Annotated in this window: 25 protein-coding genes and 1 riboswitch; of the genes, 10 read left to right on the forward strand and 15 right to left on the reverse strand. The window is 58.3% G+C overall.

Features of this window, described 5'->3' with window-relative positions:
• The first annotated feature begins 80 nt into the window (after positions 1–80).
• The gene (locus tag AB3X55_01545) at positions 81–1,019 is read left to right on the forward strand and encodes a pirin family protein (GenBank protein ID MEX0502262.1); all 939 of its coding nucleotides are present in this window, start codon (positions 81–83) and stop codon (positions 1,017–1,019) included.
• Between the two features lie 37 nt (positions 1,020–1,056).
• Complete coding sequence (locus tag AB3X55_01550; GenBank protein ID MEX0502263.1) at positions 1,057–1,734, forward strand: DUF1989 domain-containing protein; 678 nt, start codon at positions 1,057–1,059, stop codon at positions 1,732–1,734.
• A gap of 4 nt (positions 1,735–1,738) precedes the next feature.
• Here AB3X55_01550 and AB3X55_01555 read toward each other — a convergent pair whose 3' ends face one another.
• Positions 1,739–2,338: a class I SAM-dependent methyltransferase gene (locus tag AB3X55_01555; protein ID MEX0502264.1), complete on the reverse strand. Its 600-nt coding sequence runs from the start codon at positions 2,336–2,338 to the stop codon at positions 1,739–1,741.
• A 183-nt stretch (positions 2,339–2,521) separates the two neighbouring features.
• Between AB3X55_01555 and AB3X55_01560 the strand changes: the two genes are divergently transcribed.
• Complete coding sequence (locus AB3X55_01560) at positions 2,522–5,749, forward strand: 2Fe-2S iron-sulfur cluster-binding protein (protein MEX0502265.1); 3,228 nt, start codon at positions 2,522–2,524, stop codon at positions 5,747–5,749.
• A 101-nt stretch (positions 5,750–5,850) separates the two neighbouring features.
• On the opposite strand, the gene AB3X55_01565 is transcribed toward AB3X55_01560, so the two are convergent.
• The 8 genes from AB3X55_01565 to AB3X55_01600 form a co-directional block, all read right to left on the reverse strand.
• Complete coding sequence (locus AB3X55_01565) at positions 5,851–6,291, reverse strand: hypothetical protein (protein ID MEX0502266.1); 441 nt, start codon at positions 6,289–6,291, stop codon at positions 5,851–5,853.
• Positions 6,292–6,404: 113 nt separating this feature from the next.
• Positions 6,405–7,349 (reverse strand): nucleoside hydrolase, encoded by a 945-nt coding sequence (locus AB3X55_01570; protein ID MEX0502267.1) that lies wholly within the window; start codon positions 7,347–7,349, stop codon positions 6,405–6,407.
• Positions 7,350–7,380: 31 nt separating this feature from the next.
• Positions 7,381–8,721 carry an FAD/NAD(P)-binding protein gene (locus AB3X55_01575; protein ID MEX0502268.1) on the reverse strand — a complete coding sequence of 447 codons (1,341 nt, stop codon included), beginning with the start codon at positions 8,719–8,721 and terminating at the stop codon, positions 7,381–7,383.
• A gap of 17 nt (positions 8,722–8,738) precedes the next feature.
• Complete coding sequence (locus AB3X55_01580) at positions 8,739–10,160, reverse strand: aminotransferase (protein MEX0502269.1); 1,422 nt, start codon at positions 10,158–10,160, stop codon at positions 8,739–8,741.
• Between the two features lie 44 nt (positions 10,161–10,204).
• On the reverse strand, positions 10,205–10,951 hold the full coding sequence (locus AB3X55_01585) for an SDR family NAD(P)-dependent oxidoreductase (GenBank protein ID MEX0502270.1): 747 nt from the start codon (positions 10,949–10,951) through the stop codon (positions 10,205–10,207).
• A gap of 48 nt (positions 10,952–10,999) precedes the next feature.
• The gene (locus tag AB3X55_01590) at positions 11,000–11,686 is read right to left on the reverse strand and encodes an ATP-binding cassette domain-containing protein (protein MEX0502271.1); all 687 of its coding nucleotides are present in this window, start codon (positions 11,684–11,686) and stop codon (positions 11,000–11,002) included.
• The gene (locus tag AB3X55_01595) at positions 11,676–12,383 is read right to left on the reverse strand and encodes an ABC transporter permease (protein ID MEX0502272.1); all 708 of its coding nucleotides are present in this window, start codon (positions 12,381–12,383) and stop codon (positions 11,676–11,678) included. Before AB3X55_01595 ends, AB3X55_01590 begins: the two co-directional genes overlap by 11 nt.
• A 76-nt stretch (positions 12,384–12,459) precedes the next feature.
• On the reverse strand, positions 12,460–12,993 hold the full coding sequence (locus AB3X55_01600; protein MEX0502273.1) for a DUF2244 domain-containing protein: 534 nt from the start codon (positions 12,991–12,993) through the stop codon (positions 12,460–12,462).
• Positions 12,994–13,209: 216 nt separating this feature from the next.
• Between AB3X55_01600 and AB3X55_01605 the strand changes: the two genes are divergently transcribed.
• Both AB3X55_01605 and AB3X55_01610 read left to right on the forward strand, forming a co-directional pair.
• Positions 13,210–14,178 (forward strand): VOC family protein, encoded by a 969-nt coding sequence (locus AB3X55_01605; GenBank protein ID MEX0502274.1) that lies wholly within the window; start codon positions 13,210–13,212, stop codon positions 14,176–14,178.
• An 8-nt stretch (positions 14,179–14,186) separates the two neighbouring features.
• Positions 14,187–15,689: a bifunctional 3-(3-hydroxy-phenyl)propionate/3-hydroxycinnamic acid hydroxylase gene (locus AB3X55_01610; GenBank protein MEX0502275.1), complete on the forward strand. Its 1,503-nt coding sequence runs from the start codon at positions 14,187–14,189 to the stop codon at positions 15,687–15,689.
• Between the two features lie 32 nt (positions 15,690–15,721).
• Here the strand turns inward: AB3X55_01610 and AB3X55_01615 are convergent, their stop codons facing one another.
• Genes AB3X55_01615 through AB3X55_01630 form a run of 4 tightly spaced genes read right to left on the reverse strand, consistent with a single transcriptional unit; the run spans position 15,722 to position 18,641 of the window.
• Positions 15,722–16,066 carry a DUF952 domain-containing protein gene (locus AB3X55_01615; protein ID MEX0502276.1) on the reverse strand — a complete coding sequence of 115 codons (345 nt, stop codon included), beginning with the start codon at positions 16,064–16,066 and terminating at the stop codon, positions 15,722–15,724.
• Positions 16,066–16,488 (reverse strand): HIT family protein, encoded by a 423-nt coding sequence (locus tag AB3X55_01620; protein MEX0502277.1) that lies wholly within the window; start codon positions 16,486–16,488, stop codon positions 16,066–16,068. The genes AB3X55_01615 and AB3X55_01620 overlap by 1 nt, the downstream gene beginning before the upstream one ends.
• A complete protein-coding gene (locus AB3X55_01625; GenBank protein ID MEX0502278.1) occupies positions 16,485–17,561 on the reverse strand; it encodes a tartrate dehydrogenase in 1,077 nt (358 codons plus the stop codon). Before AB3X55_01625 ends, AB3X55_01620 begins: the two co-directional genes overlap by 4 nt.
• Positions 17,562–17,594: 33 nt before the next feature.
• Positions 17,595–18,641, reverse strand: a complete 1,047-nt coding sequence (locus AB3X55_01630; protein MEX0502279.1) for an aldo/keto reductase — start codon at positions 18,639–18,641, stop codon at positions 17,595–17,597.
• Between the two features lie 278 nt (positions 18,642–18,919).
• Between AB3X55_01630 and AB3X55_01635 the strand changes: the two genes are divergently transcribed.
• The 4 genes from AB3X55_01635 to AB3X55_01650 are packed head-to-tail and all read left to right on the forward strand — an operon-like array spanning position 18,920 to position 22,692.
• A complete protein-coding gene (locus AB3X55_01635) occupies positions 18,920–20,236 on the forward strand; it encodes an NAD(P)/FAD-dependent oxidoreductase (protein MEX0502280.1) in 1,317 nt (438 codons plus the stop codon).
• Positions 20,236–21,027 (forward strand): DUF1365 domain-containing protein, encoded by a 792-nt coding sequence (locus AB3X55_01640; GenBank protein MEX0502281.1) that lies wholly within the window; start codon positions 20,236–20,238, stop codon positions 21,025–21,027. Before AB3X55_01635 ends, AB3X55_01640 begins: the two co-directional genes overlap by 1 nt.
• A 6-nt stretch (positions 21,028–21,033) precedes the next feature.
• On the forward strand, positions 21,034–22,224 hold the full coding sequence (locus tag AB3X55_01645; GenBank protein MEX0502282.1) for a class I SAM-dependent methyltransferase: 1,191 nt from the start codon (positions 21,034–21,036) through the stop codon (positions 22,222–22,224).
• A gap of 9 nt (positions 22,225–22,233) precedes the next feature.
• The gene (locus tag AB3X55_01650; protein ID MEX0502283.1) at positions 22,234–22,692 is read left to right on the forward strand and encodes a DUF3833 family protein; all 459 of its coding nucleotides are present in this window, start codon (positions 22,234–22,236) and stop codon (positions 22,690–22,692) included.
• On the opposite strand, the gene AB3X55_01655 is transcribed toward AB3X55_01650, so the two are convergent.
• Both AB3X55_01655 and AB3X55_01660 read right to left on the reverse strand, forming a co-directional pair.
• On the reverse strand, positions 22,673–23,128 hold the full coding sequence (locus AB3X55_01655; GenBank protein MEX0502284.1) for a nuclear transport factor 2 family protein: 456 nt from the start codon (positions 23,126–23,128) through the stop codon (positions 22,673–22,675). The genes AB3X55_01650 and AB3X55_01655 overlap by 20 nt on opposite strands.
• Positions 23,129–23,136: 8 nt before the next feature.
• Complete coding sequence (locus AB3X55_01660) at positions 23,137–23,886, reverse strand: SDR family NAD(P)-dependent oxidoreductase (GenBank protein ID MEX0502285.1); 750 nt, start codon at positions 23,884–23,886, stop codon at positions 23,137–23,139.
• A 198-nt stretch (positions 23,887–24,084) separates the two neighbouring features.
• Positions 24,085–24,296: riboswitch (cobalamin riboswitch) on the forward strand.
• 112 nt (positions 24,297–24,408) lie between these two features.
• Between AB3X55_01660 and AB3X55_01665 the strand changes: the two genes are divergently transcribed.
• On the forward strand, positions 24,409–25,041 hold the full coding sequence (locus AB3X55_01665) for a HupE/UreJ family protein (protein MEX0502286.1): 633 nt from the start codon (positions 24,409–24,411) through the stop codon (positions 25,039–25,041).
• Positions 25,042–25,105: the final 64 nt, after the last annotated feature.

The following is a 25,105-nucleotide window of genomic DNA, read 5'->3' on the forward strand; positions in this document are numbered from 1 at the left end:
CATTCGGTGCAGCCGGACGGTTGATTTGCCATTTTTCCGCCTTACATTCCTTACTCGTAACAAATAACAGGAACCCCATCATGTCGATCCGTCCCATCAAGATGCAGAGCCAGGCCACACCGACAATGGAAGGCGCCGGGGTTCACCTTCACCGTGTTTTCGGCTTTGGGGACACCGATCCGTTTGATCCGTTCCTGATGATGGATGATTTTCGCAATGACGATCCCGCGGAATATCTCAAGGGGTTTCCCTGGCACCCGCATCGGGGAATCGAAACCATCACCTATGTACTGAAGGGCAATGTCGAACACGGGGACTCGCTTGGCAATCGCGGGGTGTTGAGCGACGGTGACGTGCAGTGGATGACCGCTGGGTCGGGCATCATTCACCAGGAAATGCCGACGGGAAATGCACAGGGCCAGATGCACGGCTTCCAGCTGTGGGCCAACCTGCCTCGTGACCAGAAAATGTGTACGCCGCGCTATCAGGACATCAAATCGCTCGACGTCAATTCCCTGACTGACGATGACGGAACACATATCCGGATTATTGCCGGCGATTATCGCGGCTATCGCGGTCCTGTTGACGGCATCGACACGGATCCGTCCTATCTGGACATCGCCATGCCGGCAAACACCACAAAGCGCTTTCCCTTTGATACAAGACGTCAGGGATTTGCCTATATCTTTGAAGGAGACGCCAGCTTTGGCAACGCGTCGGCGCCCTTCGGTGTCAATGTGGAAAAGGAATTTGCCGGCGAGGAGCTGAAAATCCGTGACCGGTCCGGCAATCGCACATTGGTTGTATTTGGTTCCGGTGACGAGGTCGAGGTGACGTCCGGCGAGCATGGCGTGCGTTTTCTGCTGGTGTCCGGCGCGCCGCTTCGCGAACCTGTCGCCTGGCACGGGCCGATCGTAATGAACAGCCGCGCCGAACTGCAGGAAGCGTTCCGCGAACTGAATGCCGGAACCTTTGTCAAGACAGGTGCCGAAGGCTGGCTGAACTCGCGCGGTCGCTGAAATCCATCATCTAACGGCCAGATGGGAGCCGCAGACCATGCATTACACCCCGGATCAGGCTGATGGCAGCAATGCGACGCTGGACAGTGCCCTGTCACCGGATGGTGTGCCGGTGCCCGGCACAGTATACAGGGTGCCGCCACGATGCGGCATGGCGGTGCGTGTGGCGGCGGGTCAGTCATTGCATGTCATCAACACGCATGGCACGCAGGTATGCGATTTCTGGGCCTTCAGTTCTGCAAATCTTCATGAATGTCTGTCGATGGCGCATTGTCATACGGAGCTTGAAAGCGTGATGCCAGCGGTTGGTGACACGCTTGTCAGCAATCGGCGAAGGCCCGTGGTGACCCTGGTCCATGATGACTCGCCCGGCCTGCACGACACGGTCATTGCCTGTTGTGACTGGCCACGCTACCAGCGCCTTGGCTGTGTTGAATATCACGACAATTGCGCTGATAATCTGCGAATGGCGCTGGCCGCCATTGGGCAGACGCCGCCACACATACCCGACCCGTTCAACCTGTGGATGAATATCCCGATTTCTGGCGACGGCACCATTTCCTGGCTGCCACCAGTGTCGATGGCTGGAAACAGCGTGGTGATGCGCGCCGAAATGGACATTATTGCGGTGATGTCGGCCTGTCCGCAGGATGTGACGCCCGTCAATGGGCGTGACTGTGCGCCGACCGAGCTGCATTTCCGGGTTGAGGCGTAAGGGGTCAGGCAGCTTCCTTGCGCGACGTGATATGCAGGCAGATTTCCATTTTGCCTGACATGCCGGCTGTTCTGTCCCGGTCGAGGGCGACAGGTGCCAGACCCGCCGCCGTGACAAGATCCGTCAATTCATCAGCTTCGTAATAGGCATAGAAACGACCGAAATCGTCACGATGTTCACCGACGCCCTGTTTCAGGCCGATATAGACAAGGCCGCCGGGCCGCATGGCCCGCTCGATACGCGCCAGGATATCGGGCATGGTCGCCTTTGGCGCATGCAGCAGGCTGAAACTGGCCCAGATGGCGTCAAAGGCGGCATTTTCATCAAGCTGATCAAAGCTTTGCTGTCTGACCTCCAGCCCGAAGAGTTCCCTCGCCGCAAGCGCCATTTCCGGTGAGGCGTCAATACAGGTGACATCATGGCCTGCCGCCTTGATGCGTGCGGCGCTGTCGCCGATTCCACAGCCGAAATCAAGCACGCTGGCATTGTCTGGCAGGCGGGCAAGAAATCCGGGCAACATGGCGTTGCCTCCCATATCGCCGACCATCTGCCTGTATTTGTCGATATTGGCAGCATATGCCGCCATCGTTCCATGATCTGCCATCTTTGGTCTCCCTGATGCGAGTCTATCAGACCGGGTGTGTCGGCGTCATCCGGATGGAATCTGTTTTGCCGAATGGAAGCAGTATGGAACAGGCACCGTATTGGCTTTGCGGTTGTCTTTGTTCAGAAAAATTTGCACCATTGCACCGAGGCGGTTGCAGTCTTCAATCAGGATCTTGCCCATATGCGCGCGCACAGGCTTTTCTCAAGCAAGGATAGACCCATTCATTATGGCGAATATCCGCTTCATCGGCTGCGGCGCCAGGCGGGGCAGGCGGATCTGACAGGCTGTCACACCGACTTTCTGTCATTCAGTCGTCCTGATGATCCGGAAAATATCGTCAATGCGATGGCTGAACATCAGGCGATGCTCGACACGATACGGGATGGTCTGCTGAATGGGGCGAGGGCAGACATTCCGGCCGACCCCAAGGAGCGAAGCAATCATCTTAAATCATTTGGCTATTTTAATGATTCCTCGATGGTTGGCATTGGTCCTGTCACTGACAGCATGTGGCTGGATGAACCTGTTCACAACCCTGCCATCGATGACCTGGCAGCGATGATCCAGACCCGGCAGACCAAGACCCTTGCCGCCGGCATCGACCAGATCATGGCCGACCTCAAGGATTCGGTCAGCGCGCCACCTCGCCAGATCGGCCATCATCATTCGGCCATCGTGTTTCTGTGCGAATATCGGCGTGATCCCCGCCCGGACGAGACCGGTGCCGCCTGGATTCAGGATGCGCAGGATCATCGCGGCTGTCTGCTGACATCGGAGACGGCGATTGTCATTGCCAACTATATGCGGCTTCTTGGTTTTGACGCCAAGGCGCATACGCTGACCTCATCCGACATCTGTCTCCAGTCTGCCGTGGTTGCCGCCGGGCTTGGCTGGAATGAACAGGGGCAGGTTGTCGTTCCCTATCTTGGCACGCGCTATGGTGTGGCTGTGGTGACAACCGACATGGATCTGGCGCATGACCTGCCATTGGCACCGCGCAGCGCCCAACCGCGCAGCGACCTGACCGGACTGAACTGGAAGCTTGGTCGGCACAGCAACAAATCGGCCTTTAACCGCGACCCTTTTGCGACGCGTGACTATCGTGCCAGCGCCATGAAGCTGGAACGGCTGAAACGCGTCGAGACACCGACAACCTATATTGACGAGTCCAATATTCCGCGTGTTCCAAAGCGAACCGATATGTTCGCGCGCTCGCAGTTTGGTGATATGGGCAAAGCCAATCAGGACGCTGCCACTGGCGGTTATTACGCGCGCAAGGCAGCACCCTCATATGCACAGCGGCGGGCGCTCGGCGCGTTCGTATTGCTTCAGGACGGACCAGAAAACGACGCCGCACCGCCGGTCAGGGATGCCGCCTGGTATAGCGATCAGATCAAGGCAACAAGCTATTTTCTGGGGGTCGATGCGGTTGGCCTGTCGCGGTGTCCCGACTGGAGCTGGTATTCACATGACGCGCGCGGCGATGCCATCACCCCGCCTCATGACCAGGCCATCAGCATGGTCATTGATCAGGGGTTCGAGACTATGGAAGGGGCCTCCGGTGATGACTGGATTTCCGTCGCCCAATCCATGCGCGCCTATCTGCGGTTTTCGATGTTGGGTGGGGTCATTGCCAAACAGATCCGCAATCTGGGATTCACGGCCAAGGCGCATACCGTTCTTGATGGTGATGTTCTGCAACCGCCATTGCTTCTGCTGGGTGGTCTTGGCGAGGTCAGCCGCATTGGCGAGGTGATCCTTCATCCCTTTCTGGGGCCGCGTCTGAAATCGGGTGTGGTCACGACGACATTGCCGCTGGATCACGACCGGCCAATTGATTTTGGCCTGCAGAATTTCTGCGAATCCTGCCAGAAATGTGCCCGGGAATGTCCGTCTGGCGCGATCACCGCTGGTCCGAAAGTAATGTTCAACGGCTATGAAACCTGGAAGTCAGACAGCCAGAAATGCACCACCTATCGGATTACGACAAAGGGTGGTGCCATGTGTGGCCGCTGCATGAAGACATGCCCGTGGAATCTTGAGGGGCTGTTTGCCGAGTCGCCCTTCCGATGGGCCGCCTCGAACCTGCCAATGGCCGCAAAGGCACTGGCGACTCTGGATGATATGGCGGGCCGGGGCGGGCTGAATGATGTCAAGAAATGGTGGTGGGATCTCGAACTTTGCGAGGATGGCGCTTACCGTCCGACAAGTCACCCGGTCAACAGGCGTGGTCTCAGTCGTGATTTGAAATTGCGGGCAGAGGATCAGACGATGGCCGTCTATCCCGCTCCACTGGCACCGCACCCCTATCCCTATCCGTTCCCGATGGACCGCGAGGCTGGGATCAGGGCGTTCGAGGCGCTGGTCAGTGCCGGTGAATACAGGCGGCGGATCGCGGCTGGTGATACGGATCACATCCACCGCTATGTGAATGGAGATAGTCACGGCGATGACTCACCGGTGATCCAGGCTGTGGTCCAAAAGGTAGAGGTCATGTCGAGCGGCATTTCGAAATATGTTTTTGCCGCTCTTGATGGCGCGCCGCTACCGGTCTGGGCGGCTGGGGCGCATATCGATGTGCTGGTGGCACCGGGCATGATGCGGCAATATTCAATGTCCGGCGACCCGGCGAACCGTGATGTCTATGAGGTGGCGGTGCTGCGCGAGGAACAGGGGCGCGGCGGATCGCTGCTGATGCACCGGATTTTTGCCGAAGGCCGACGGGTCTTCATTTCCCGTCCGATCAACCATTTCGAATTGCAGGACAATGCCGGGCGCAGTTTTCTGATGGGCGGCGGTATCGGCGTGACCCCGATGGTGGCGTTCGGGCACACATTGCATGCACAGGGCCGTGACTTCGCGCTTCATTATTCTGTATCAAACCCTGACGATCTTGCATTCGCTGGCGATCTTCGGTCCTTTGACTGGGCTGATCATGTCTTTGAGCATGTCTCATCCCAAGGCGGGCGCGCCGACCTGGCAGCGATTTTTGCCGGCGCAACGGCAGCCGACCATGTCTATGTCTGCGGGCCGGATGGCTATATGGACGCGGTTCTGGCAGCGGCCGCGGTGGCCGGGATCCCCGACGACAATCTGCATCGTGAATATTTCTCGGTGCCGGAACAGCCGGATTATGAAAATTACGCCTTTGAACTCGTGATGCGGCGGTCAGGCCGCCGGATCAGGGTCGCAGCCGACGAAACAGCTTCGGATGCGCTGGTGGCAAACGGCTATGCGATTGACGTGAAATGCGCGGATGGCCTGTGTGGGGTCTGCAAGTGTGGCGTGATCTCAGGTGAGGTGGAGCATCGTGATTTCGTGCTGTCGGACCGCCAGCGCGCCGACAGCATCATTCTGTGCCAGTCGCGCGCGGCAAAGGAGGATGGCGTCCTCGAGCTTGATCTGTAACCGGTGGCGCTCCGGCGATGTTTTCCTGACAGGAACGTTCGCCCGTATCTGATCTTGTGAGGGGGAAACAGCCTGTCCACAGGCCGTCGTGACGCGGCAGGTCAGCTGGTCGAGCCCTTCACGCCACCCGCCTCATCAACGTCATTGTCATCTTCGTCACGTTCAATGGTTGCCGCGGCCTGTTTGGCGGCCCTGTCGTTGCGGGTGAAGCCGACATCATCACGACGCCAGTCGACAACCGGCACCCCCCGAAGCGATCGCGCCACCATCTCGAATTTATGGGCGTGGGGAAGGATATGCGCCGATATCACCTTCTGACATCGCTTGAATGCCTGTGGAGTGCTGTACTCCCACAGGATTCCCAGCTTGTGCTGGTCCTTGTGGTTCCATATCCGGAGGATGGATTTTCTTTCAAGGCCAAGCTCCGACAGCTTTTTCATGACATCTTCATGCCAGATGGTGTCGAGTGAATCGAGATACCGGTTCAAGGCGGCTTCATTGGTGAAGCGCAATTCGGTGAAATTCACACAGGTCGATTTCATATCAGACACTCATTCAGGGCACTGCCGCCGGAACGTCGCTTCGGCAATCAGCTATTACCGCAACCCCTGTCAGCAATCCACCTGGAAAATAGGATCTGTCGGGACCGGGTCTGTCATGGCAATCGTGACAGGCGGGTTGTGATCAATTCGAAGAACGCGTCAGCGTCGATATCGCCAACCACGAATGCGTTCTGTGGACGCCCCGTTACCTGCCACCAGTCGATCACTGTCATGCCCATCGTCAGCTCGCTGGTGATTTCGATCTCGACATTGCAATGCCTGCCACTGAAGATCTGCGGCTGCAGCATCCAGGCGATCGTGCAGGGATCGTGAAGTGGTCCGCCGTCGCTGCCATATTTGGCCTCGTCGAACCGTTCAAAGAACCCCAGCATTTCAGCCACGGCGATGCCGGTTCTGTTGCCAAGTGCCCGAATGGCATCGTTTCGACGCGCCGTTGTCAATGCCTTATGGGTTACATCCAGCGGCATCATGGTGATTGGGATGCCGGCGCCAAAGACGATGGCTGCGGCGTGTGGGTCAACATAGATGTTGAACTCTGCTGCCGGCGTGATGTTGCCACCTTCGAAACACCCGCCGCCCATCAGCACGATCTGCTTGATCCGGCTGGCAATATCGGGCGCGCGTTGCAACGCCATGCCGATGTTCGACAGCGGACCGATTGGCGCGATGGTGACGCTTCCCGGCGGTTCGTGGCGAATGGTGTCGATGATGAAATCCACCGCATGCTGATCCTGCAGCGGCGTGACGGGGGGTGGCAGATCGGGGCCGTCAAGCCCGGTGCGGCCATGCACATGCTCGGCGGTGACCAGGTCGCGGACCAAGGGGCGCGACAGCCCTGCGAAGACGGGAATGTCCTGACGACCGGCAAGATCGCATATCTTGCGGGCATTGATTTCGGTCAATGCCAGCGGCACATTGCCTGCCACGGTGGTAATGCCAAGAAGGTTGATCTCCGGGCTCGCCAGCGCCAGCAGAATGGCAACAGCGTCATCCTGTCCGGGATCGGTGTCGATGATCAGTGACTGTGCTGCGGTCATGCTGTTGTGTCCCCTGTGTTTGATCCTGATGTCACCGTCTGTCGGCCATGATGCGGTCGGCAAGTGTTTTGGCCTGACGTGAAATGCTGGCCGCACCCAGAATGTCACCAACAAAATGCGCTGTCACCGGACCAACGGCGTAGAGACCGTCATGCGGCGTCCCATCCGGCCCGACAAGGGTCAGGTCCGCCGTTATCCGGGGGCGGTGAGGGGCGGTGTTGTGACCGGCGATCAGCCCGTCATCAATTAGCCGGGACATCAGCGTGTCGCGGCCGGCACCGCTACAATTGACAATGGCATCGGCGGTGATCTGTTCGCCGCCGCCAAGGCTGACGAGATAGTGACCATCCGGGGCAGGCTCCAGCCCCGTCACGATGTCACGCCTGATCTTCAGCTGGCCGCTGTCGATCAATGTCTGTGCCGAGCCGGATGCCTGCGGTCCGGCGCGAAAACGCGCCAATGACCACAGCCAGCCAACCCGGCGCATCAGGCGCGCCTGATCGGTGGCCGGCAAGGATTGCCACGCCGCGGAGATATTCACGCGAAGGCTCTCGAAACGGCGTTGCCATTCTGTCTGTGTCCAGTCCGCGTCGCCGACAGTCTGTCGCATGAAGCGAAGAAAACCCGACGCGCGCAGCGGTGTTGGCCAGATCAGCGGTGTTGCTTCGTCCCAGCCTGTCTGTACCGGCGGCAGCATGCCTTCCGGGCATATCAGGGTAATGGCGGCGTCATGCTGGCGTCGATACAGGCCGTGAAGCGCATCAAGTGCCGTCAGCCCGCCGCCAATAATGACAACTCGCGCGTCTGTGGCAATCCGGTCCGGCCAGTCACCACGCCACGGTATGCGGACAAGGTCCGGCGCGTCGTCCGGCGGTGGGATCATCGGCCATTCGGGGGCGGGGTTGCCGCTGGCGATTACGATCTTGCGGGCAGCAAAGCGGGTTCCATCGGCCAGGCTGATCCACCAGTCGTCACAATCCTTGTCCGGGTCGTGCGTGATGCTTTCGGCCAGGGTGTCATGGCGCTGGATGTCTGAAATGCCAGCGCATGATGCCAGCTGGTCTGCCATATAGATGGCGAAATCCCGGCGTCGGTAGAAATGCCCGACCGCCGTCTGCGAATCCGGATCATCGGTGATGTTCTCGGCCGCCCAGGTGGCAAAATGGTCAGGATCATCCGGCCAGAGTCGCATCAGATCGGCCCGGACATTCAGCCGGAAATCATCCGAAATACAGCCATAGGCCTGTCCCTGTCCAAGCGGGGATGGACCGACAATGGCAATCTGGTCAGCTGGCATGCCGTTTGTGACAAGATGCAGGGCCAGAGCGGCGGCGCTGTATCCGCTGCCAATGATGCAGACAGAGATGGTCATCTTGAGATCAACAGGCGTTATCGAAGCGCATCGACTGTTGTGGCAAACCTGTCCATGCCGTCGTCAATGCGATCGAACATGTCATCAAGTTCGGCCCGGGTGATCACGAGCGGTGGACAGAAACCAACGATATCACCGGGCAATGCACGAAGAATCACCCCGTTTTCCTGAATCGCGGCGGCTGCCTGTGCGGCAATCTTGACTGCAGGATCGAATTTGCCGCGCGTTGCCGCATCGGAACTGAACTCCATCGCGCCAATCAGTCCGATGGCGCGGGTGTTACCGATGAAATCGAACCTGTCCATGCGCTTTACCCGCTCGGCAAAGCGTGGTGCCAGATCCTTCACATGCCCCAGAATGTCGCGTTCCTGCATCAATTGCTGGGCGCGCAGCGCGACCGCGGCACATACGGGATGCGCCGAATAGGTGTAGCCGTGGCCAAAAATACCAAGACTGTCCGCCTGGCTGGCAAGCGTTTCGTAGACGCGATCCGACATCAGCACCGCCGAGATCGGCAGATAGGCCGATGACAGCGCCTTGGCACAGGTCAGCATGTCGGGTCGCACATCCATAGCCTGAGAGCCCCACATATGGCCTGTACGTCCAAAACCGCAGATCACCTCGTCGGCGACAAGCAGGACATCATGCTTTTCAAGAACCCGCCTGATTTCCGCAAAATAGCCTTCAGGCGGAATGATCACACCGCCGGCCCCCATGACCGGCTCGGCAAACAGAGCCGCCACGGTTTCCGGTCCTTCGGCGCAGATCAGCTCATCAAGTTCATCTGCACAGCGCTTTGCGAATTCTGCCTCGGTTTCACCCTCCAGCCCTTCATTGTAGAAGCAGGGCGATGTCGTGTGCTTCACGAAATCCAGTGGCAGGCCGAACCCGTCCTGTGCATAGGCAAGTGCGGTCATGCTGGCTGCCGCCATCGTGACCCCGTGATATCCGCGGCGCCGGCTGATGATCTTGCGTTTTTCCGGCTTGCCACGCGCCGCCTGATAATACCAGACCATCTTGATTGCGGTGTCGTTGGCCTCGGACCCGGATGAACAGAAAAATGCCTTGGAAAAACTCGACCCGTCGGCGGCTGGTGGTGCAATGCTGATCAGATGTTCGGCAAGATCAATGGCCGGTCCCACCGTTTTGCCGGCAAAGCTGTGATAGAAGGGAAGCTTTTCAAACTGGTCGATTGCAGCCTTCACGAGTTCCGGTTCGGAAAAGCCGAGCGATGTGCACCATAGGCCGCTCATCCCCTCATAGAAACGCGTGCCGCTTTCGTCATGCACGAAAACACCGCTTCCCTTCGCCATGATGTGCGGGCCGGTATCGGCAAGCATCGCCGGCTTGGTGTAGGGGTGAAGGTGAAAGGCTATATCGCGACTTTCCGGGGAATTGCCGGGAAATTTATCCTGTTTTGAAGTTTCATCTGGGCTCATTCAACTGTCCTCCACCCTAGCAACAGGGGCGGTGGTGTCCGCCCTCAGACATGCTGTCCACCATTCACATGCAGTTCGGCACCATTGATATAGGTGGCGCTGTCATTGCACAGAAAAAAGATCGTTTCGGCAACTTCCTCCGACGTGCCAAAGCGCCCGAGCGGTATGGCTGGCAGCATGGCTTCTTCGCTTCCCGGGGACAATATCTCGGTCATGATCTCGCCGGGGGCGATGGCGTTGACCCGAACGCCGCGTTTGCCAAAATCGGAGGCCATTTCACGGGTCAACGCGCTGAGCGCGGCTTTTGAAGCGGCATAGGCGGTGCCGGCGAATTCATGGACCCGACTGCCGGCGATCGAGGTCACATTGACCACTGTTCCGTTGCCACGCTCAAGAGGTTCGATCAGGGCGCGCGCCAGCATCACCGGGGCGAAGACATTGACCTGAAAAACAAGCTGCCAGATATCCAGTGGCGTCAGGACGGAATCCAGACGTTCGCCATGCTCTCCCTTTGGGGAAATGCCGGCATTGTTGACCAGGGCATGAAGCGGTTTTCCATCAAGGCGTCGCATCAATTCCAGCGCGCCGCGCTCGATTTCTTCGGGTGATTCCAGATTGACCTCGATATGGTCCTGATCGCCGTCACCGGCGTGCCACGGGCATTGACCCGGTACGGCACCGCGCGAGCAGGTGATGACCCGCCACCCAGCATCCGAGAACCGCTTGACCGTGGCGTGACCGATGCCACGGCTCGCGCCGGTAAGCATGATTGTTTTCTGCGCATCGCCCATAGTCTGAAACTAGTCCATTTGCCGCTGGCTGCCAAGCGTTAGCGCTGCCTAGAGATGCGCCAGATATTGCTTTGCCAGCGGGTGTGAGGGGGCGTTGAAAAACCGCTCGGCAGGCGCTGTCTCGACAATTGTTCCATTGTCCAGCAGCAGCACATCCTCGCCAAGACGTTCCGCCTGCGCCCGGTTATGGCTTGTCATGACAATTGTCATACCTTCCAGGTTGGCCTGCTGGACCATCGTTTCGACGAATTTCGTCGCCGCAAAGTCGAGATGCGCCGTCGGCTCGTCAAGGAACAGGATATCCGGACGCGCCGCCAGTGCCCCGATCAAGGCCAGTTTCTGTTGTTCTCCGCCTGACAGCATTCGGGCCGGCGCATTGACCCGTTTGTCCATCTCGGCACGTCGCAGCCAGTCATGAAGCGTTGCGTGGTCGAGGTCCGGACAGAGGAAGCGCAGATGCCCGGCGGTCGTGCGGCGGGTGATGATCGGTTTCTGGAAGACCATCTTCTGGCTGGCGAGAGGCGGGCCGCTGATCGTGCCCCTGTCACAGGCAATCAGCCCGTGGAGACAGTTCAACAACAATGTCTTTCCAGCGCCATTATGACCCAGAAGCAGCGTGATGCTGCCGCGCCGAATATCCGCCGACACAGCGTTCAACAGCGGTATGCCGTCGCGCCGCAGCGTCAGGTCGCGCACTGTCATGATGCTGTCGGAAGCGCGGTGTTCAGACGTCATGGCCCAGATTCCGGAAGCTGTGGCGCAACAGCTGGCTGACGATGTTGATCGTGAGCGCTACCAGCAGCAGAACGATGCCAAGCGCCATCGCAAAGGCAAGCTCACCCATGGATGTCGCCAGCGCAATCGAGGTGGTCATTACACGGGTCGAATGCCGGATATTGCCGCCAACAATCATTACCGCACCGACCTCGGAGATCGCACGCCCGAAACAGGCAAGCCCGATTGTCAGCAGCGCGACGCGCGCCTCAAAGACAAGGGCGCGCACACGGTCAAACCTGCCAAGACCGAGCGACTGGAACAAAGGGGCATATTCACCGTTCAGCGATTCAAAGGCCTGCCGCGACAGGGCGATGGATATCGGCAGCACGAGGACGGTCTGTGCCAGCATCATTGCCGCCGGTGTGTAGAGGATTCCCATGAAGCCAAGTGGCCCGGAACGGGAAATCAGCAGATAGATCAACAATCCGATGACAACCGGTGGCATGCCTAGAAAGGTATTGCTGACAACGATCAGGGCGATCCGCCCGGGAAACCGGTAGGCAGCAAGCAGCGCGCCAATGGGAAGGCCGATGACAAGCGATGCCAGGACAGCCGTAAGGCTCACCGTCAGAGACAGACCGATAATCCCCATCAGCTCCTGATCGCCGGAGGCAAGCATCATGAGGGCGATCTGGAAGGGGTTCACATTGTCCATTCTGGTGATGCACCGGTGCGACAAGGCACCCTATCGGTTTTCTGGTGTGGGTCCGAACAGGCCATGATGGTCCGGGTCAACGCGGCGCATTGAGCTGACCGTCAGCCGCCGGGTTGTCTTCCGTCAGCGCGGCCTCGCGGGCCTTGCTGATCATCCGTCGGACTTCCCGCGCCAGCTTTGGTGTTTCGACCGGATGCAGAAAACCGCCAATTTCGGTCGCGTGGCCATGCGACCGGACAATCACTTTCTGGCGCTGGCGGGAACGCATTTCCGGCTCGTCGCGAGGTGTCAGTTCGACCTGTGCCCACGCTGTCGGCAGTTCGGTGGTCTGGGTATCGCCGGCGGGTGACACATTCTCGATTGTCAGGTGCCGGCTTGTCGCTGTCAGATGCTGGCGACGCCTCGCGGCACGGTAATTCATCTTGAAGGCAAGCCAGACAACCAGCAATTCAAGTCCCAGAAAGCCGATGACCGGCCATGCACCCATCAGGAAAAAACCAAGGCCGATGGTGAAGGCCAGCAGACCAAGCGCCATCATGACCACGGCAAAGCCTCGTGGCGACAGCGACCGATATGGCCAGATGGTCATGGTTTCACGATGACGGGTCAAGGTTCGGATCCTGGTGCCTTTGGGACATGCCTCGCTACAGAAAAAGCCACAGCAGGACGCATCCGGTCAATCGCAAAAGCCATACGGGACCATCTGTCGCTGTTTCCGGCGGCACGGGTCGTCGATACAGCCGCTGTTCCAACCCGGAAATGGCATTGACGGCTTGCCCGGTCTGGACAGGACCTTTAGCATGATCGGCAGGGAGGCAGGACGGGTATGGCGATCATCGCACTTGGATATATGGGCATTCGATCGTCGGCGCTTGGCGACTGGTCGGATTACGCGCGTCTCCAGCTTGGCATGCAGCAGGTTGACAGGGGCGGTGGCACATTGTCGTTCCGGATGGATGACTGGCAGCAGCGGTTGGTCCTGCTTGATGAGCCGGGCGATGAATTCGCCTTCATGGGGTGGCAGGTTGAAAAGGCCGAGGAGCTGGATGGCCTGGCGGCCCGGATCGAGGCATCGGGCATCCGTGTGCGCGAGGCGGACAGGTCCTTGTGCGATCAGCGTTTTGTAAGCCGAATGATTGTCTGCGATGACCCGGATGGCAATCGTGTTGAATTGTTTGCAGCGCCTAAACTTGCCACAGACCCTTTTGCACCAGGGCGGCCCATTGATGGATTTTTGACCGGTCCCTATGGCATGGGGCATGTTGTGCTTCATGTCGAGGATGTGGCACCGCTCTTGCCGTTCTACCGCGATATCCTGGAATTTCGGGTGAGTGATTACGGCCTCTCGCCCTACCCGATGTATTTCTTTCATGTGAATGGACGTCATCACAGCTTTGCGATGATCGGCACAGGCCGCCGCGGGCTGCATCATTTCATGGTGGAATATCGCAATCTTGACGATGTTGGTCAGGGGTATGACATCGCGCTGATGGAAGATGATCGTGTCGCCTACACCCTGGGTCGGCATACCAATGACTATATGACATCCTTCTATGCCCATACGCCGTCGAATTTCTTCATTGAAAGCGGGTGGGGCGGTCGTGTCATCGACCTTGATGAATGGCAACCCCACGAAACGCATCTCGGGCCCAGCTTCTGGGGGCATGACAGGGTGCATCTTCCCGAGGATCGACGCGGTGTCATGCGTGATATGCGGCTCAAGGCGGCGGCAGAAGGAAAGCGGACGCCGAGACTTGTCGATTGTCCCTGGCTTTATGATCAACTGAGTGATTGAACCCCGCAATGATGAATGAAACCGTGTCTGCGCAGGCAGATCATGACGTGATTGTTGTCGGTCTTGGGCCTACCGGGGCAACGCTTGCCAATATTCTTGGCGAGTATGGCCTTGATGTTCTGGTTCTTGAGCGAGAGGAATCGGTCTATCCGTTGCCGCGCGCTGTACATTTCGATGACGAAGCCATGCGGGTCTTCCAGTCGGTCGGTCTTGCCGAGGCCATCGGGCGTGACGCGCGGGTGAATGTTGGCACCAAATTTGTCGATGCCAACATGGACCTGATGCTTGACTGGTCACGTCCACAGGAAATCGGGCCGCTTGGATGGTATCCAAGCTATCGCTTCCATCAGCCCGATCTCGAGGCCGAGCTGAATAAAGGGCTGGCTGCCCGCGATACGGTCGCGGTCCAGAGATCGGCCAACGTCACCAGTGTCACCGATCACGGGAACCGCGTGACCGTCGCCTATGACAATGATGGTGTTGGCAAGACGGTGACGGGGCGGTTTGTCGTCGGTACGGATGGCGCGCGCTCGGTCGTTCGCGCGTCAATGGACAGCGGGTGGGAGGATCTTGGTTTTCAGGAACGCTGGCTTGTCATCGACGTCCAGCTTGCGAAACCGCGTCCCGACCTTGGAGATTTCACCATCCAGACCTGTGACAGGTCACGTCCGACCACCTATGTGCGCTGTCCGCGTGACTGGCGGCGTTGGGAAATCAGCCTGAAACCCGATGAAACCGTGGAAATGGTGACCGAAGACTCGTTCATCTGGCCAAAGCTTCGCCCGGCAATCACCCCGGATGAGGGCACCATCCAGCGCAAGGCGGTCTATAGTTTCGAGTCAAAGCTGGCAACCAAGTGGCGTGAAGGCCGCCGACTGATTGCCGGTGACGCGGCGCATCTGATGCCGCCATTTCTTGGTCAGGGCATGTGTACGGGGATCCGTGATGCCGCCAATCTTGCGTGGAAGCTGGTTGCGATCCTGAAATGGGGGGCTGCAGATGGCATTCTGGACAGCTACGAGATGGAACGGCGGGACCATGCCAGGATCTATATCGAAACGGCGGTCAGCGTTGGTGAGATGATGAACAGCGCCGAGACGGCAGAGGCGCTTACCCACGCCATCCGCCCCGACGGGTCGGCGCAGATGCAATCCATCAATCGGGGGCTTGAACGCGCGATTGGCCCGGCCGGTGACAGCTTTGCCGGCATGCGGATGCCGCAACCGTCGCTGCAGGATGGTCGACGACTGAGCGATGCCATGCAGGGCAGGTTCGCCATTATTGGCCGCGGCGCGGCATTGCAGGCGGCCGATCTGCCGGGTTCGCATCTGGCGCTTGCTGTCGATGCCGACGACCATGCGGATGTTGACGCGATGCTGAACTCGCTTGGTGTAGAAGCGGTGGTTCTGCGACCTGATTTCTATTGTTTTGGCGCGCATACCGATACTGGTGCCAAGGGTCTCGACAGCCTTGTGACAGCGCTTCGGGATGTTCTGGGACACAGCGGCTGAGGCTGCCGGGCGACCGCGCCGCAACAGGCTGCTCAGAGGCTGGAGAACCCACCTTCGGGTTGTGGCACGCCATCGTCATCACAGGTCAGCGGCATCACAGATACCGCATGGCCAACAGGCATGTCTGTATAGAGATGCGGAAAAAGATCGCCGCCACGCGATGGCTCCCACACGATATCCAGCCCCGCTGTGTCAATCGCCACGAGAACAAGGCCGGTGCGGTGAAGAAAGTGCCGCCTTGCCGTTTCGGCGACCTGTGCGGCTGTCGAAAAGTGAATGAAGCCGTCTTCAAGGTCTATTCCAGCGCCGACAAAGACGCCCTTTGCCACCGCGTCATTCCATAGGGTGGAATCGCAGATTTTATATACAAGCGTCATCAGATCTCACATGTCTCAAGATACCCCGCCACGGCGGCGATCAGTTCCTGTCTGTTCGGCTCTGTTCTGGGGGTCGGGCTGGCATGACCCCAGATCGGACCGGGCCATGCCGGATCGCCATTTTGTCGTGCCACAACATGGAGATGAAGCTGCGGCACCAGATTGCCAAGTGTGGCGACATTGATCTTGTCGGCCGAAAAGGTGGTCTTCATCCAGTTTCCAAGGTGCGAAGCGAGGTCGAACAGCCGGTTGCGCTGATCATCGCTGAGGTCGTGAAGTTCGACGACATTGTCCAGTTCGGGCACCAGTATCAACCATGGATAGTGCGAATCATCGGCGAGCCTGACCTGAATATCGCCGACGCGCGAGACAAGGTCAGAGCTGTCGGCAAGTCTCTGGTCCAGCGTGAATCCCATGTTCATCCGTCGATGATCTCGGCAATCGCCTTGCCACAGCTTTGCGTCGTGGCGGTGCCTCCAAGATCGCGTGTTCTCAGCGCCGGGTCCGAAAGCGCCGTGTCGATGGCATCGGTGATCGCCGTTGCCGCGTCCGTGAAGCCCAGATGTTCAAGCATCATTGCCGCTGTCCAGATCTGACCAACCGGGTTGGCGATGCCTTGGCCGGCGATATCGGGTGCCGATCCGTGGACAGGCTCGAACAGGGATGGAAAGTCTCCTGTCGGGTTGATGTTGGCCGATGGTGCAACCCCGATGGTTCCGGTACAGGCCGGGCCAAGGTCGGACAGGATATCGCCAAACAGGTTGGATGCCACGACGACGTCAAACCAATCCGGATGCTGCACAAAATGTGCGGTCAGAATGTCGATATGGAACTTGTCGACCTTTACCTGCGGATAATTGGTGGCCATCGCTTCAACCCGTTCATCCCAATAGGGCATGGTGATCGAGATGCCATTCGATTTTGTGGCGGAGGTCAGATGTTTTTTGGGCCGACTCTGCGCCAGCTCAAAGGCGAATTTCAGAACACGGTCAACGCCGACCCGGCTCATCACGGTTTCCTGTATTACAACCTCGCGCTCGGTATCGGGGAACATGCGCCCGCCAATCGAGGAATACTCGCCCTCGGTGTTTTCGCGAACGATATAGAAATCGATGTCACCCGGAACCCGGTTGGCAAGTGGAGATGGAACGCCGGGCAGCAGGCGCACCGGCCGCAGATTTACATATTGATCGAACTCACGTCGGAATTTCAGCAGTGACCCCCATAACGAGATATGGTCCGGAATCTTGTCGGGCAGGCCGACCGCGCCAAAGAAAATGGCATCATGACCGCCGATCTGGGTTTTCCAGTCCGCGGGCAGCATATCGCCATGTTTGGCGTAATAGTCGTAGCTCGAAAAATCGAAATGATCGAAATGCAGGTTGATGTTGAATTTCGAGGCCACGGTTTCAAGAACCCGCAACCCCTCCGGCACGACTTCCTTGCCGATCCCGTCACCAGGAATGACCGCGATGCTATATCTGTTCTTTGTCATGATATGCCTTTCAGAAAAGGGTATGAGGCTGGCCTAGAATGGCATTGGATGCGCCTTATGCGCTTCATCAATGCGTGCCATGATTTCGTCTGAGAGGTCCAGGGTGATGGCTTTTAGTGAATTTTCGAGCTGCGGAAGGCTTGTCGCGCCAAAAATGACCGATGCCATGAAGGGGCGTCGCAGGCACCAGGCAAGCGCCATCTGTCCCAGATCGAGGCCATGATCATCGGCAATGCCCCGATAGGCGTCGATGGCCGGCCACAGTCGTGGTGTGATCCGTCCGCCAAGCGTGTCGTTGATATCCTTGCGCGACCCTTTGGGTGGCGTGCCGTCGGCACTGTACTTGCCGGTCAGCAGACCACAGGCAAGCGGCGAGAAGGACAGAAGACCGACATCCTCATTATGGGCCAGTTCTGCCATATCGGTATCGAACAACCGGCACAGAAGACTGTATTCGTTCTGGATCGAGGCCATGCGCGGCAGGTCATTTTCCTGTGCGATGCGAAGCCACTGCGCGGTTCCCCAGGCGCTTTCATTTGACAGGCCGACATGACGAATCTTGCCCTGCTGACGGAAGTCTTCAAGACAGGTCAGGATGTCGTTCATCTCGTCAAGAATGACGGTCCGATCCTGTTTTGTCGGGTCATATTGCCAATTCTGGCGGAACATGTAGGACCCGCGGTTTGGCCAGTGAAGCTGGTACAGGTCGACATAATCGGTCTTCAGCGACCGCAGCGAGGATTCCAGTGCCGCCGTTATCGTGGCTGGCGAGATGGGGGCGCCATCGCGGACATTCATATACCCCACTCCAGCAACCTTGGTGGCGATGATCACATCGGACCGGCGCCCGGATGAGGCAACCCACTCGCCGATGACTCGCTCGGTATCACCTTGGGTTTCCTTGGACAGTGGCGTGGTCGGATACATTTCGGCTGTGTCGATGAAATTGATCCCATGGTCCAACGCCATATCGATCTGGGCATGGCCCTCGGCGGTGGTGTTCTGGGTTCCCCATGTCATTGAACCAAGGCACAGTGCGCTGACATTCAGATCGGTTCGTCCAAGCCTGTTGTAAATCACGTCACGTTTCTCTTTCTATTTGGCTGTGTCGATGCCTGATGGCAGGCACACGCATAATGTCTGATGTGGTGATAACCGTCATTCGGCGTCAACGCAATCGGGGGGGATGCCCCATCAGGTGCATCGGGCGACATCTGCGCAGAAATCTGTTTTCAGGTGCCGATGCGGGTCAATAGTGTTGAAACCAGACCGCAGTCGCTATATAGCTGAGGCAAGACTTTGAATTGACTGTACCCCGCAGGTGCCCGTGGGTAGCAGCCAAGTTGCTGGGAAGGGCTATGCGAATTGCAGTTATCGGGTCGGGTATATCCGGCCTTGGAAGCGCTTATTTACTCAACCACAATGCCGATATCCATCTGTTTGAATGTGACCATCGACTTGGCGGGCACAGTCATACCGTGGAAGCGGTTTTCGGAGACAGGCGCGTTCCGGTCGACACCGGGTTCATCGTCTTCAACCCACTGAACTATCCAAATCTGATTGCGCTGTTTGAACAGCTGTCAGTGCCGTGGATTGACAGTGACATGAGCTTTGCCGTGTCGCTCCGCGATGGCGGTTGTGAATATGAAGGCTCGCTTGCCGGCCTGATGTCACAACCATCAAATCTGGTGCGCCCCCGCTACTGGTCGATGCTGGCTGACCTGACAAAGTTCTACCGCACCGGATATGCACGCGCTTTTTCCGGCCCGGCGGATGAAACACTGGCCGGGTTTCTGCATCGTGAGGGCTATGGCAAGGCCTTTATCGAGGATCATCTGCTGCCGATGGGGGCTGCCATCTGGTCCTGTTCCGCGCAGATGATGATGGATTATCCGATCCGTTCGCTGCTGCAGTTCATGGAAAATCACAAGCTGCTGAATTTCATCGATCGTCCGCAATGGCGCACCGTGCAGGGCGGATCACGCGAATATGTAAACCGTATCGCCGCTTCACTTGGCGGTACGGCTGGTGGTCGCATCCATCTGAACACCCATATCACCGGTGTGCGACGGGCACAGGGTGGCGTGATCCTGACAATTGCCGGCGAGGGTGATGTCTGGTTCGACAAGGTTGTGATGGCGGCGCATGCCGACCAGTCGTTGGCATTGATTTCCGATCCGACACCGGCAGAGCAGGAGATTCTTTCCGGCTTCCGCTTCCAGCCCAACAGGGCTGTCCTGCATTCCGATGCAAGCCTGATGCCCCGCCGTCGCCGTGCCTGGGGGGCCTGGAACTATATTGGTGGCGAGGGTGTCGATACCTCGCTGTGCCTGACCTACTGGATGAACCGTCTGCAATCCATTGACGCCGCTTACCCGTTGTTCGAGACGTTGAATCCGCATCGTGAACCTGACCGGGCTCTTGTTCATGGCAGTTACAGTTATGCGCATCCGGTCTTTGACGAGCGGGCTGTTGCCTCGCAGAGGCGTCTTGCCGAAATCCAGGGAACCGACAATCTGTTCTTTGCCGGCGCCTGGACAGGCCACGGGTTTCATGAAGACGGTCTGAAATCGGCCATCGCCATTACCCGGACATTGGGATTCGATGTGCCCTGGCGCACCGAGGTCACCGCGTGGCAGCGTCCCGTCATCGCCGAGACCCGCGAGATTGCGTGATGACAGCTTGCCAGCTCGTGCGATCCAGAATTGATCACACGCGCCATGGCACGCCATCGCACTTCCTGTCACGCAAGGGTCTGTCCATATGGATTGATCTCGACAGGCTTGCCGAGGCTGATCGCCAATCCTGCTGTTTTTCCGTCGACAGGTTCAATCTGCTGTCATTTCGACAGTCCGATTATGGACCCAATTTTCGGCGTCCCGGCAGCATAACGCCGCTGGCGGACTATGCCCGCGAACAGGCGCGGCATATCTGCCCCGATCAGGAGATCGCCAGCGTTCATCTGCTGACCTTTCCGCGGATCATGGGGATGGCGTTCAATCCAGTGTCGATCTATGTGCTTCGGGACAGCGCGGATCGTGACGTGATGTATATTTACGAGGTCCGCAACACTTTTGGCGACATGCATGCCTATATTGGCCGCGTCGACCAAGGGCAGGCCATTCTCGAGGCTGAAAAGATCTTTCATGTCTCGCCCTTTTTCCCAGTCAGCGGAGACTACCGGCTGCGGTTCGCTGCGCCGGCAGACACGTCTGCGGTTCAGGTGCTGATGCGCTATACCGATGCTGGCAAACCCCGCCTGACGGCAACGTTGCGCGGTGAACGGGAACAGCTTACTAATTTAGAGGTGTTTAAGGCACTTGTGACAACTGGCCAATGGCCGATGAGGCCGCTGATCTCGATCCATGTCGAGGCGGTACGCCTGTGGTGGAAACGTGTTCGTTTTTACCGGCGGCCGGAACCGCCGGGTCCGTGGTCGCGTGCCAGGAATGTTGGTGGGAAATGAGGGGATATGATGACAGGTTTCTTTGATCGACGAAAACTCGACCTGCTACTTACCTTGTTCTCGCGGCTCCAATATGGCCGCCTTGCTGTCACCCTTCCGGATGGCACACGTCACGAGTTTGTCGGGGTGGAGCCCGGTCCGGCAGCCGAGATGACGATCCTGCGGCTGGAGGCCGTCTCGCAGATCATTGCAGATGGCAAGATGGGGTTCTGCGAAGCCGTCATGGATGGTGACATCGACAGCCCGGGCATGGCTGAATTGATTGAACTGGCGGTGATGCATGACGCCATGCTCACCCAGCAGATGTCGGCCAGTATCTGGCGCCGCATCGGCCTGCGTCTGTTTCATGGCATGCGACGAAACAGCAAATCCGGCGCGGCCAAGAACATCGCCTATCATTATGATCTCGGCAATGAATTCTATGCCGCATGGCTTGATCAAACGATGACCTATTCATCTGCCATGTATGATCACGACACGGATGATCTGGCGACGGCGCAGGCCAACAAATACCGGCGTCTTGCTGATCTTGCCGATATCCAGCCGGGCGATCATGTGCTTGAAATCGGATGTGGATGGGGTGGTTTCGCCGCATACGCAATCGCGGAACGTGGCGCCAAGGTCACTGGCATCACCATTTCACGTGAACAGCATGATTTCGCAAAAAAACGACTTGCCGATGCTGGTCTTGCCGGGCGCGGCGATGTGCAGCTGATCGACTATCGTGATCTGAATGGCACATTCGACAAGATTGTTTCAATCGAGATGTTCGAAGCTGTTGGTCAGGCCTATTGGCCAACCTATTTCAATGCTGTCTCGTCGTTGCTGAAACCCGGAGGCCGGGCAGCTCTGCAGGCCATTACCATCGAAGAGACGGCCTTTGAAGAATATCGGCGCGACCCCGATTTCATCCAGCGTTACATCTTCCCTGGCGGCATGCTGCCGTCAATGCCGCGACTGGAGCGACCTGTCGCCGAGGCCGGCCTGAGGCTGGTCGATGAAACCGGCTTTGGTCAGGATTATGCCCGTACGCTTGCAGAATGGCGCTCGCGGTTCCAGGAGGCGTGGCCGCAGCTTGCCAGAGGCAAGTTCGACAACAGGTTCAAACGCATGTGGGAACTGTATCTGTCCTATTGTGAGGGTGGATTTCGCGCTGGCATGATTGATGTTAAACATCTTGTCTACATGCATCGCTAGGAACCGGGCATGGCAAGCCAGCTGACCATTCCGGCATTCGAACCGGAACGATATTTCGCACGCCGTCTCGATGCCTATGGTGTGTTTGTCGACCGGTTTGGCACCATTCGTCGCCAGTTCGAGGTGGCCGTTGCCGGCCGGCAAACGGACAGCGGCTTTGTTCTGGACGAATCATTTCTCTATGACGATGGCGAAACCGAACAGCGGCGCTGGGAGGTGACGGCACTTGGCGGCGGTCGTTATGAGGGACGCTGCGCCGATGTTGTCGGTGTGGCGCGTGGGCTGTGTACGGCAAATATGCTCAGCTGGCGCTACAGGTTCCGGCTGGCAATGTATGGGCGCAAGGTCACCGTGGGGTTTGATGACGTTATGGTCCTGCAGGCCGGTGACATCCTGGTGAACAGGGCCACCGTGTCAAAGGCCGGGTTCCGCCTTGGCGAGGTGCTTCTCAGCTTTCATCCGTCCTGACCTTGAAAAGCCGTAATATCGGACGCATCAGCGCACCGATCATCGGCAGGCGGGCCAATAGCTGGCTTGCGCTGTCCCAGTGGTCTATATGTGTCGAGATCAGCCCGTCCTTTCCAACATGAACTTCGCTCATGCCTTCGAAATCAAGGTTTGTATGCGGCCAGCTCTTGATGCGCCCGCTCATCCGCCAGCGAAGATAGGCGCGCTGTTCATCACTCTGGGTGCCGTGGGCAATGTCGATAATGTGGAACCGTGGCGCGTCGCAGGTCTCGAACATGTGCTGGAAAATGCGCCGAAAGGCAGCCTGGCCGGTCACGTCATTGAACGGGTCGGTGAACCGGATATCTGGCGATGTGGTGGCCAGAAGCGCGTCCATTGTTTCCGGGGTGAGGGCGGCAAAGGCATTCGCATAGCGGGTGATGATATCGTCTGTCACGATGGGGCCTATTTCTGCGGAAAACCGGTTCGTGCCCCGACAAGGCGGAAAAAGGTCCGGTCCGGAAGCCAGCGCAGCATATTCATGCTGCGGGCGAATTTGCGCGGAAAGCTGATCATGAACCGGTTGGTCTTCAGGCCGGCAAGTATCTCGTCTGCTGCTGTGTCGGCGCTGATCAGGCCCGGCATTTCATAGTCGTTCACCGCGGTGGATTCGGTGTCGACAAAGCCGGGGCAGATGACTTTGATGTCAATGCCGCGTGGCGCAAGATCAAAAGTCATGGATTCGGCGAGGGAAATCAGTGCGGCCTTGGTTGGTCCATAGGCGGCGGCACGCGGCAGTCCGCGCCATCCGGCAACCGATGACACCAGCGCAAGCTGTCCCCGGCCTTGTGCAAGCATATGGTCGATAAGTTCAGGCAACGCATTGACAACACCCATATAATTGACATCCATGTGCCTGGCATAGATAGCCGGATCAATGATTGTCGTGTCTTGGGGCTCATAGATTCCGGCATTGAGAATGGCGCAATCTATTGGGCCCTGCGTCGAGACAGCGTCGGTAATCACCTGTGCCAGCGCATTGGCGTCGGTGACATCGCACACAACGCCATGAAAATTCTGTTGCCCGTCTCCAAGGGCGGCCAGCCTATCGGCACGGCGTGCCACGGCAGTGACCTTGTTGCCTGCCGCCAGGCATTTCCCGGCAAGGGCGGCGCCAATGCCGGAACTGGCACCCGTGATGAAATAATGCGACATGCTCATACCCTCAAAGCCGGCCAGTTCTGGAATGTGGTCCTGATCTGGCAGGTGGGTATAATCGCATCCATTGTGAAGAGGCGCGAGGCAAAACATGCGGTGCGGAGCCTCGCCACGGTCGGGACCGCGTTGGACGTATGGCGGCACCTGACCATTGCATGACGCAATTGGTTGACAGGATGCCGCAGAATCAGACCAATATCATGCAGCGTTGAAGGTGGCTGTGGGGCAAAGCCCCATGCCTTAATGAGGGAATATGGTACGGGTGAAAAATGACTGCCCAAAGCCATGGCCGTCCCCGCGACTGTATGCTGGTCGCCCGTCATCATGCCACTGGGGGAACTTCCTCCGGGAAGGCGGACGGGCCATGACCACGAGCCAGGAGACCTGCCTTCAAAGCTGGAAAGCAACGGCCGGGGAATGCCGTGAAGCGAGCCTTTGTTATGTTGCCCGCGACACCATCCCCGCCATGAAACCGAACCGTCCTGATGGTCAGGCAATGGTTCTTATGGGGGACGCCCAATGACGAAGTTCTTTGCGCTGGCAGCAGCTATGATCCTGACAACCGGCACCGCCGCGATGGCACACCATCCGCTGGGTGGCATGACACCGAACAGTATGACCGAAGGGCTTCTGTCCGGGCTTGGCCATCCGGTCATCGGGCTTGATCATCTTGCCTTTGTGATCGCGGTTGGCCTGATAGCTGCCTTCCATCGCAATTTCGTGCTGATGCCGGTGGCTTTTGTGGCTGGCACGCTTGCCGGGGCAATGCTGACACTTGCCGCTGTGACACTGCCGTTCGCCGAGATCGTCATCACAGGCTCGGTCATCGCCGGCGGCGTTGTGGCGATGCGTGGGCGGGCAACCGATCTGCGGGTTGCCGGTGGCATTGCCGCGCTGGTGGGTCTGTTTCACGGCTGGGCCTATGGCGCCACCATTGTCGGTGCCGAGGCAACGCCGATTGTTGCCTATCTCGCTGGTTTCGGGATGATCCAGATGGCCATTGCCATCGGCGTTGCGATGCTGGTCAACAGGATCTGGAAGTCACTTGATGCCGGTGCTTTGCAGCCGCGGCTGGCCGGGGCGGCCATTGCCGGTGTTGGCGTCTCCTATATGGTGGAAATTGTTGAAGCGGTGGTTTTCCCCGCGATGTAACAAAGGTGCCGCCGGTTCCGGGCGGCGGCTTTTGCAGGGGCAGGGTCGCATGGCTCTGCCTTTT

It is taken from the genome of Alphaproteobacteria bacterium LSUCC0719, from assembly GCA_040839025.1.
In the GTDB taxonomy this organism is placed as follows: Bacteria; Pseudomonadota; Alphaproteobacteria; order Puniceispirillales; family Puniceispirillaceae; genus UBA8309.